Here is an 8,907-nt window from a genome sequence, read left to right on the forward strand (position 1 = left end):
TCTTTTGACTTTATAAGAGCAGGATCAAAAGATCGCACCTGCGGCAGCTCCTACAGGGGAAATATAGAGATCGCGCGAGCGAACGTTGAACCCTGTTCTAAGCTCACAGTCGTATCGTCACTTGCACGTTCGTACACAGGAAGGAGTCTGCATGGCGAGTCCCGGATTGAAAACAGTTGTCGTGCTGAGCCTGCTCACGTTGTTGACCGCTTGCGGCAAGAAAGAAGCCCCGGCGGAGTACCTGCCACGGGTCTTTGTGCAAGAGGTCAAACCCGCCGATTACGCGGCTGCCGTGACCCTGACCGGCGATGTGCAGGCCCGGGTGCAGACCGAACTGTCGTTCCGGGTCGGTGGCAAGATCATCCAGCGCATGGTCGATGTCGGCGACCGGGTCAGCGCCAGGCAAGTGCTGGCCAAACTCGATCCCAAGGATTTGCAGACCAACGTCGATTCCGCTCAGGCCCAGGTCATCGCCGAGCAGGCACGGGTCAAGCAGAGCGCCGCAGCGTTCGTGCGTCAGCAGAAACTGTTGCCCAAGGGTTACACCAGCCAGAGCGAATTCGACTCCGCCCAAGCCGCCTTGCGCAGCAGCCAGAGCGCCCTGAGCGCGGCACAGGCGCAACTGGCCAATGCCAAGGATCAATTGAGCTACACCGCGCTGATCGCCGATGCCCCGGGGATTATCACCGAGCGCCAGGCCGAGGTCGGCCAAGTGGTCCAGGCCACCGCGCCGATTTTCAAACTGGCCCGCGATGGCGATCGCGACGCGGTGTTCAACGTCTACGAATCGCTGCTGGCCGAACGCCCTGACGATCGCTCGATTGTCGTCAGCCTGCTCGACAACCCCGCGATCAAGACCACCGGCACGGTGCGCGAAATCACCCCGGCGGTGTCGGCGCAGTCCGGCACGGTGCAAGTCAAAGTCACCCTCGACAGCCTGCCGCAGGGCATGCAGCTCGGCTCGGTGGTCAGCGCCACGGCCAAGGGCAGCGGCAAGTCGGCGGTGGAATTGCCATGGTCGGCGCTGACCAAAAACATCAGCGAGCCGGCCGTATGGATGGTTGACGACAAGGGCGAGGCGCAGTTGCACAACGTCACTGTCAGCCGCTACCTGATCGGCAAGGTGATCATCAGCGACGGTCTCAAAGGCGGGGAAAAAGTCATTGTCGCGGGTGGGCAGTTGTTGCATCCGGGCATGAAAGTCGAGATCGCCGAAAACACCTACAAGGATCTGCAACCGGGAGCACAGCCATGAAGCGTCTGGGGCTGTTATCCATCAGTGTGTTGCTGGCCGCCTGCTCGAAAAGCGAGCCGCCTCCGGAGCCGGTACGACCCGTGCTGTCGATCAAGGTACAGGCGCTGAACGAGGAAACCCTCGGGCGTTTCGCCGGCAGCATTCAAGCGCGTTACGAGAGCAACACCGGTTTCCGCGTCGGTGGACGTATTGCCAGCCGTAACGTCGATGTCGGTACCGAGGTGCAAAAGGGTACGTTGCTCGCCACGCTCGACCCCTCCGATCAACAGAACCAGTTGCGTTCGGCCCAAGGCGATCTGGCCAAGGTGCAGGCGCAACTGATCAACGCCCAGGCCAACGCCCGGCGTCAGCAGGCGCTGTTTGATCGTGGGGTGGGCGCGCAGGCACAACTGGACATCGCCATCACCGATCTGAAAACCACCCAGGCCTCGCTCGATCAGGCACGGGCGGCGGTCGATCAGAGCAAGGATCAGCTCGGCTACACCGAACTGCGCGCCGACCACAAAGCCGTGGTCACCGCATGGAATGCCGAAGCCGGCCAGGTGGTGACTGCCGGCCAGCAAGTGGTGACTCTGGCGCAACCGGACATCAAGGAAGCGGTGATCGACCTGCCGGACACACTGGTTGATCAGATCCCCGCCGATGTGGTGTTTCTGGTGGCCGGGCAACTCGACCCGAGCATCAATACCACCGCGACCATTCGCGAGATCGAACCGCAGGCTCAAAGCGCCACGCGCACCCGCCGCGCGCGGCTGACCCTGGCCAGCACCCCGGAGGGGTTTCGCCTCGGTACGGCGATCAGCGTGACCCTCAGTTCGGCGATCAAGCCGCGTATCGAGTTGCCTGCCACTGCCCTGCAGGAAGCCGATGGCAAGACCCGCATCTGGGTGGTCGACACCTCCAGGAAAACCGTTGCGCCCCGTGACGTCAGCGTGATCAGCCGTACCGACGGCACCGTGGTGCTGGCCGACGGCGTCAAATCCGGCGAGCGCGTGGTCAGCGCAGGCGTCAACAGTCTTAAACCCGGACAAGCCGTGAAACTCGACGAGGACAGTCAATGAAAGGCTCTTTCAATCTCTCCGAATGGGCCCTCAAGCATCAGTCGTTCGTCTGGTACCTGATGTTCGTCGCGTTGCTGATGGGGGTGTTCTCTTACTTCAATCTGGGGCGTGAAGAAGACCCTTCGTTCACCATCAAGACCATGGTCATCCAGACCAAATGGCCGGGCGCGACCCAGGAGGAAACCCTCAAGCAGGTCACCGACCGCATCGAGAAAAAACTCGAGGAGCTCGATTCACTCGACTACGTGAAAAGTTACACGCGCCCCGGTGAATCGACGGTCTACGTGTACCTGCGCGACACCACCAGCGCCAAGGACATTCCGGAAATCTGGTACCAGGTGCGCAAGAAGATCGATGACATTCGCGGACAGTTTCCCCAAGGGATTCAGGGGCCCGGATTCAACGATGAGTTCGGTGACGTCTACGGCTCGGTCTACGCGTTTACCGCCGACGGCCTGACCATGCGCCAGTTGCGCGACTACGTGGAACAGGCGCGCGCCGAGATCCGCAACGTGCCGGGTCTGGGCAAGATCGAGATGATCGGCCAGCAGGACGAAGTGATTTACCTGAACTTCTCCACCCGTAAACTCGCGGCACTGGGCATCGATCAGCGTCAGGTGGTGCAGAGCCTGCAATCGCAGAACGCCGTGACTCCGGCGGGTGTGATCGAGGCCGGGCCCGAGCGTATCTCGGTGCGTACTTCAGGGCAGTTCGCGTCGGAGAAGGATCTGGCCGAGGTCAATCTCAAACTCAATGAGCGCTTCTATCGTCTGGCCGATATCGCCGACATCAGTCGCGGTTATGTTGACCCGGCCACGCCGGAATTCCGTTTCGACGGCAAGCCGGCAATCGGTCTGGCGATTGCCATGCAGAAGGGCGGCAACGTTCAGGAATTCGGCAAGGCGTTGCACCAGCGGATCGACCAGATCACCGCTGATCTGCCGGTTGGCGTCGGCGTCCATACGGTGTCCGATCAGGCCGTGGTGGTGGAAGAGGCGGTTGGTGGCTTCACCAGCGCGCTGTTCGAAGCAGTGATCATCGTCCTGGTGGTCAGCTTCATCAGTCTTGGCGTGCGCGCCGGGCTGGTGGTGGCGTGCTCGATTCCGCTGGTGCTGGCGATGGTGTTTGTGTTCATGGAATACAGCGGCATCACCATGCAGCGGATTTCCCTCGGAGCGCTGATCATCGCCCTCGGTCTGCTGGTGGACGACGCGATGATCACCGTGGAGATGATGGTCACGCGTCTGGAAATGGGCGAGACCAAGGAGCAGGCGGCTACGTTTGCCTACACCTCGACAGCGTTCCCGATGCTCACCGGTACGCTGGTGACCGTTGCCGGCTTCGTGCCGATCGGCCTCAACGCCAGTTCTGCCGGTGAGTACACCTTCACCCTGTTTGCAGTGATCGCGGTGGCCATGCTGGTGTCGTGGATCGTCGCGGTGCTGTTCGCACCGGTGATCGGCGTGCACATCCTCAGCACCAATGTGAAACCTCACGAGGGCGAGCCGGGACGCATTGGTCGGGCATTCAACCACGGTTTGCTGTGGTCGATGCGCAACCGCTGGTGGGCGATCGGCATCACCGTGTTGTGCTTCGTGCTGGCGGTGTTCTGCATGCGCTTTGTGCAGAATCAGTTCTTCCCGTCCTCCGATCGCCCGGAAATTCTCGTCGATCTGAACCTGCCGCAAAACGCCTCGATCGATGAAACCCGCAAGGCCGTGGACAAGCTCGAAGCCACGCTCAAGGGTGACCCGGACATCGTGCGCTGGAGCACTTACATCGGTCAGGGCGCGATCCGTTTCTACTTGCCGCTCGACCAGCAATTGCAGAACCCGTACTACGCGCAACTGGTGATCGTCAGCAAAGACTTCGAGGCCCGCGAAGCCCTCAGCCAACGCCTGCGTCAACGCTTGCACAAGGATTTCGTCGGCATTGGCAGTTACGTGCAGGCGCTGGAAATGGGCCCGCCGGTAGGACGTCCGATCCAGTACCGGGTCAGCGGCAAGGACATCGATCAGGTGCGCAAGCACGCTATCGATCTGGCGACCGAGCTGGACAAGAACGAGCACATCGGCGAGATCATTTACGACTGGAACGAGCCGGGCAAAGTGCTGCGCATCGACATTGCCCAGGACAAGGCGCGTCAGCTCGGCCTGTCCTCGGAAGACGTGGCGAAGCTGATGAACAGCATCGTCAGCGGCTCGCCACTGACCCAGGTCGATGACGATATCTACCTGATCAACGTCGTCGGCCGCGCGGTGGATTCCGAACGCGGCACCCCGGAAACCCTGCAGAACCTGCAGATCGTCACACCCAACGGTACGTCGATTCCGCTATTGGCCTTCGCCACCGTGCGGTATGAGCTGGAGCAACCGCTGGTGTGGCGTCGTGATCGTCTGCCGACCATCACCATCAAGGCCTCGGTGCGCGACGAGATCCAGCCGACCGACCTGGTGAAACTGCTCAAGCCGTCGATTGATGCGTTCGCTGAAAAACTCCCGGTCGGCTACAAAGTCGCCACGGGCGGTACGGTCGAGGAAAGCGGCAAGGCCCAGGGACCGATCGCCAAGGTCCTGCCGTTGATGCTGTTTTTGATGGCGACCTTCCTGATGATCCAGTTGCATAGCGTGCAGAAGATGTTTCTGGTGGCGAGTGTCGCGCCGCTGGGTCTGATCGGCGTGGTGCTGGCGCTGGTGCCGACCGGTACGCCGATGGGCTTCGTGGCGATCCTGGGGATCCTTGCACTGATCGGTATCATCATCCGCAACTCGGTGATTCTGGTGACGCAGATCGATGAGTTCGAGCAGAAGGGCTATACGCCGTGGGATGCGGTGGTGGAAGCGACCGAGCACCGGCGTCGGCCGATCCTGCTGACGGCTGCGGCGGCGAGCATGGGCATGATTCCGATTGCCCGGGAAGTGTTCTGGGGGCCGATGGCCTACGCGATGATTGGCGGGATCGTGGTCGCGACGTTGCTGACCCTGCTGTTTCTGCCGGCGCTGTATGTGGCCTGGTACAAGATTCGCGAGCCGAAGAAAGAGACCGCATAAGGCAAAAGCAAAAAGATCGCAGCCTGCGGCAGCGCCTACAGGTAATCCCATATCGGCGCTGCTGCAGGCTGCGATCTTTTGATCTTTAGCCAACCCGCCGCCAGACACTCGCCAGCCAAGGCTGCTGCTCGCGCGGCAATCCCGCCGGCCGGTAGTAATGTTCAAGCTCGACAAACCCCGCCGCCGTCAACAACCCGCGCCACGCGTCCAGGTCGTGATATGAGCCGTAGCGTGGCCCATTCCAGCCCTCACGGTTATCCCCGCGCGGATTGGAACTGAACAACACCCCGCCCGGTTTCAGTGTGCCATGCAGCTGCTTGAGCACCCGCGGCAACTCCTGCAACGGCACATGAAACAGCACCGCATTGGCGAAGATGCCGTCGAAGCGCTCGGTCGGCAGATCGAGTTTCAGAAAGTCCTGCTGCCAGACCTCGCAACCGCTGTCTTCGCGGGCCATGCGCGCAAATTCCTCTGAGCCATCAAGGCCGACCGCGACGTGGCCCATGCGGGTGAACGTCTGCAAATCACGTCCGGGGCCGCAGCCGAAATCGAGCAGGGTGAACGGCGCAGTGCCGTGGATATGCCGTAGCAGCGCTTCGATGTTCTGGCTGACATCGTGGTCGCGGGTGCCTTCGCGAAAGTCTTCGGCCACTGAGTTGTAGTGGCCGAGGGTGGTGGCGGTGATCTGTTCCAGATCGGTGGGAGTCTGTTTCATGGGGCGGACTGTTTGGGGGGAGTTGAGCAGACTATAAGTGCTTTCGCGCTTTAAAAGATCGCAGCCTTCGGCAGCTCCTACAGAAGATCGAATTCCCCTGTAGGAGCTGCCGAAGGCTGCGATCTTTTGATCTTGCTTCAGCGCTTGTTCAGACCTCTGGCGAGGCGATCGCCGCCCAACTGAATCACCGCCACCAACGCCACCAGCAACACGATCACCGTCAGCATGATCTGGCTGTCGAAACGTTGATAACCGTAGCGGTAAGCGATATCGCCGAGGCCGCCGGCGCCAATCGCTCCGGCCATGGCTGACGAGTTGATCATCGTCACCAGCGTAATCGTGAACCCGCCGACAATCCCCGGCAGCGCTTCCGGCAACAGCACATGCCAGACGATGTGCCAGCGCCGGCAGCCCATGGCCTGCGCGGCTTCGATCAAGCCGTGATCGACCTCGCGCAAACTGACTTCGGCAATTCGCGCAAAGAATGGCGTCGCGGCAATCGTCAGCGGTACCACCGCCGCCCACACACCGTACGTGGTGCCGACAATCAGCCGGGTGAACGGAATCAGCGCGACCATCAGAATCAGAAACGGGATCGAGCGGAACAGATTCACGAACGCGCCCAGCGCGCGGTTGAGCAGCGGCGCCTGATAGATCCCGCCCTTGTCGCTGGTGACCAGAATCACTGCCATCGGGATCCCTACCAGCAAGGCGATCAGCGACGACACGCCGACCATCAGGAAGGTGTCGATGAATCCCTGGAGCAAACGATCAAACCACATAACCCGATACCTCCACCCGTTGCGCCCACTGCCCGGCGCGCTCGCGCAATTGTTCGGTGCTCAAGGACGAGCCGCTGACTGCCAGCAACAGTTGTCCCAGCGCGTGACCCTGAATCCGTTCGACGCCGCCCTGCAGCCACTTCACGCGTCCACCGAGGGCGGCAAATAACGCGGCCAGATCCGGCTCGTCGGCGGCGCCCCCGGTGAACTGCAAACGCAATACCACCGCCGCGCCCGGGGAGGGCGGCTGGGCATGCAGACGGCTTTGCAGCTCTTCCGGCAGTGCGTCTTGCAGCGGCGCGAGCAAGGTCTGACTGACCTCGTGTTGCGGATTGCCGAACACTTCCCAGACCGGGCCTTGCTCAACGATTCGCCCGTGTTCCAGGACCACCACGCGGTCGCAGATTTCGCGGATAACCGCCATTTCGTGAGTGATCAACACAATGGTCAGGCCGAGGCGCTGATTGATCTCGCGCAGCAGGCCGAGGATCGACTGAGTGGTCTCGGGATCGAGCGCCGAAGTGGCTTCGTCGCACAGCAGAATGTCCGGGTCATGCACCAATGCGCGGGCGATGCCGACGCGCTGTTTCTGTCCGCCGGAGAGTTGCGCCGGGTAAGCCTTGTGCTTGGCTTGCAGGCCGACCAGTTCGAGCAGTTCACGCACCTTCTGCTCGCGTTGCGCCTTCGGCACACCCGCGACTTTCAGCGGCAGTTCGACGTTCTGCCACACGGTTTTGGCCGACATCAGGTTGAAGTGCTGGAAGATCATGCCGATCCTTCGGCGCAGCGCGACCAGGCGATCCTCATCGAACTCGCCGATGTCGACCTGATCGATCAGCACCCGTCCCGCCGTCGGTTGCTCCAGACGATTGATCGTGCGGATCAGCGACGATTTGCCGGCGCCGCTGCGGCCAATGATGCCGAACACCTCGCCGCGCTGGATCGCCAGGTCGATGCCTTGCAGGGCCGCGACTGGGCCTTGTCGACCTTCGTAGGTTTTACCCAGGCCGATGAAGCGCACGTGGGCGCGATTCAGCTCGGGATGCAGTTCGGTTTTTTCAGCATGTTTTGGCTCTGGAATCTCCAGTCGCCGTTGGATCGCGGCGGTCATGTTCAGCTTTCCCAACCGGCCTGATACAGCTTGCCGTGAGCCTTATCCAGCGCGGCGCGAACGGCCGGCGAGTGCTGGTAGATGTCGACGAATTTGATCAGGCGCGGATCGTCCTTGCTCTTGGGCTGGATGACGAACTGGATCACGTATTCCTTGTGGTCGAGACCGTCGAACAGCAGCGCTGAGCCAGCGTCAAAAGTCTTCGCCAGACGAATGTAGGCCGGGTAGCCCTGGACCAGATCGGCGTCATCGTAGGCGCGCACCAGTTGCACGGCTTCGACTTGCAGGATCTTGATCTTCTTCGGGTTGGTGACGATGTCGTCTTCGGTGGCCTTGTAGCCGACGCCAGGTTTGAGGCTGATCAGGCCAGCCTTGGCCAGCAGTTGCAGACCGCGACCGCTGTTGATCGGGTCGTTGGCGATGGCGACGCTGGCGCCTTCGGGCAACTCGTCGAAGCTTTTGTATTTTTTCGAGTAGAGGCCGACGTTGTTGATGATCCCCGGGGCGAACGGCACCAGGTCAAAACCGGAGGCCGCCTTGGCGTTTTCGAGGAACGGGATGTGCTGGAAGTAGTTCACGTCGATGTCGCCGGCGGCGAGGCTGACGTTCGGTGCGATCCAGTCGGTGAACTCCACCAGCTCGACTTTCAGGCCTTGTCTGGAGGCCTCCTCTACGGCGGCTTCCAGCGGAATCGCGAAGGCAGCGGTGGTGCCGATTTTCAGTGGTGCATCGGCGGCGAACACCGCTGAGCTGAACAGGCCGAAGGCCAGGGCCAGTGCTTTGACTGGGTGGGACAGGAGTTTCTTGGTCATGGTGGTTTTTCCAGTCAGTGCATGAATTTTGTGGTGTCTAGTCGGGCCTCTTCGCGAGCAGGCTCGCTCCCACAGAGGAAATGCGTTCTCAATGGTGGGAGCGAGCTGCTCGCGAAGCTTT

The 8,907-nt window shown here is 61.3% G+C and carries 7 protein-coding genes; 3 read left to right on the plus strand and 4 right to left on the minus strand.

Going from position 1 to position 8,907, the window contains the following annotated elements; all coding sequences use genetic code 11:
• Positions 1 to 151 precede the first annotated feature (151 nt).
• The 3 genes from HT737_RS09370 to HT737_RS09380 are packed head-to-tail and all read left to right on the plus strand — an operon-like array spanning position 152 to position 5,366.
• Positions 152 to 1,255: an efflux RND transporter periplasmic adaptor subunit gene (locus HT737_RS09370; protein ID WP_095667832.1), complete on the plus strand. Its 1,104-nt coding sequence runs from the start codon at positions 152 to 154 to the stop codon at positions 1,253 to 1,255.
• On the plus strand, positions 1,252 to 2,316 hold the full coding sequence (locus HT737_RS09375; RefSeq protein ID WP_182402328.1) for an efflux RND transporter periplasmic adaptor subunit: 1,065 nt from the start codon (positions 1,252 to 1,254) through the stop codon (positions 2,314 to 2,316). The genes HT737_RS09370 and HT737_RS09375 overlap by 4 nt, the downstream gene beginning before the upstream one ends.
• Complete coding sequence (locus HT737_RS09380; RefSeq protein ID WP_182402331.1) at positions 2,313 to 5,366, plus strand: efflux RND transporter permease subunit; 3,054 nt, start codon at positions 2,313 to 2,315, stop codon at positions 5,364 to 5,366. The genes HT737_RS09375 and HT737_RS09380 overlap by 4 nt, the downstream gene beginning before the upstream one ends.
• A gap of 85 nt (positions 5,367 to 5,451) precedes the next feature.
• On the opposite strand, the gene HT737_RS09385 is transcribed toward HT737_RS09380, so the two are convergent.
• The 4 genes from HT737_RS09385 to HT737_RS09400 form a co-directional block, all read right to left on the minus strand.
• Positions 5,452 to 6,081, minus strand: a complete 630-nt coding sequence (locus HT737_RS09385) for a bifunctional 2-polyprenyl-6-hydroxyphenol methylase/3-demethylubiquinol 3-O-methyltransferase UbiG (RefSeq protein ID WP_182402333.1) — start codon at positions 6,079 to 6,081, stop codon at positions 5,452 to 5,454.
• Between the two features lie 137 nt (positions 6,082 to 6,218).
• Positions 6,219 to 6,863: a methionine ABC transporter permease gene (locus HT737_RS09390; RefSeq protein ID WP_027611182.1), complete on the minus strand. Its 645-nt coding sequence runs from the start codon at positions 6,861 to 6,863 to the stop codon at positions 6,219 to 6,221.
• Positions 6,853 to 7,974, minus strand: a complete 1,122-nt coding sequence (locus HT737_RS09395) for a methionine ABC transporter ATP-binding protein (RefSeq protein WP_182402335.1) — start codon at positions 7,972 to 7,974, stop codon at positions 6,853 to 6,855. The genes HT737_RS09390 and HT737_RS09395 overlap by 11 nt, the downstream gene beginning before the upstream one ends.
• 2 nt (positions 7,975 to 7,976) lie before the next feature.
• Positions 7,977 to 8,786, minus strand: coding sequence for a MetQ/NlpA family ABC transporter substrate-binding protein (locus HT737_RS09400; protein WP_182402337.1), 810 nt, complete (start codon positions 8,784 to 8,786; stop codon positions 7,977 to 7,979).
• Positions 8,787 to 8,907 lie beyond the last annotated feature (121 nt).

It is taken from the genome of Pseudomonas sp. MD195_PC81_125, from assembly GCF_014060985.1.
Lineage (GTDB): Bacteria > Pseudomonadota > Gammaproteobacteria > Pseudomonadales > Pseudomonadaceae > Aquipseudomonas > Aquipseudomonas parakoreensis.

Coding starts and splice junctions, on each gene's coding strand:
- HT737_RS09400 (WP_182402337.1), bottom strand. CDS start 8,786: ATGACCAAGAAACTCCTGTCCCACCCAGTCAAAGCACTGGCCCTGGCC.
- HT737_RS09385 (WP_182402333.1), bottom strand. CDS start 6,081: ATGAAACAGACTCCCACCGATCTGGAACAGATCACCGCCACCACCCTC.
- HT737_RS09370 (WP_095667832.1), top strand. CDS start 152: ATGGCGAGTCCCGGATTGAAAACAGTTGTCGTGCTGAGCCTGCTCACG.
- HT737_RS09375 (WP_182402328.1), top strand. CDS start 1,252: ATGAAGCGTCTGGGGCTGTTATCCATCAGTGTGTTGCTGGCCGCCTGC.
- HT737_RS09395 (WP_182402335.1), bottom strand. CDS start 7,974: ATGACCGCCGCGATCCAACGGCGACTGGAGATTCCAGAGCCAAAACAT.
- HT737_RS09390 (WP_027611182.1), bottom strand. CDS start 6,863: ATGTGGTTTGATCGTTTGCTCCAGGGATTCATCGACACCTTCCTGATG.
- HT737_RS09380 (WP_182402331.1), top strand. CDS start 2,313: ATGAAAGGCTCTTTCAATCTCTCCGAATGGGCCCTCAAGCATCAGTCG.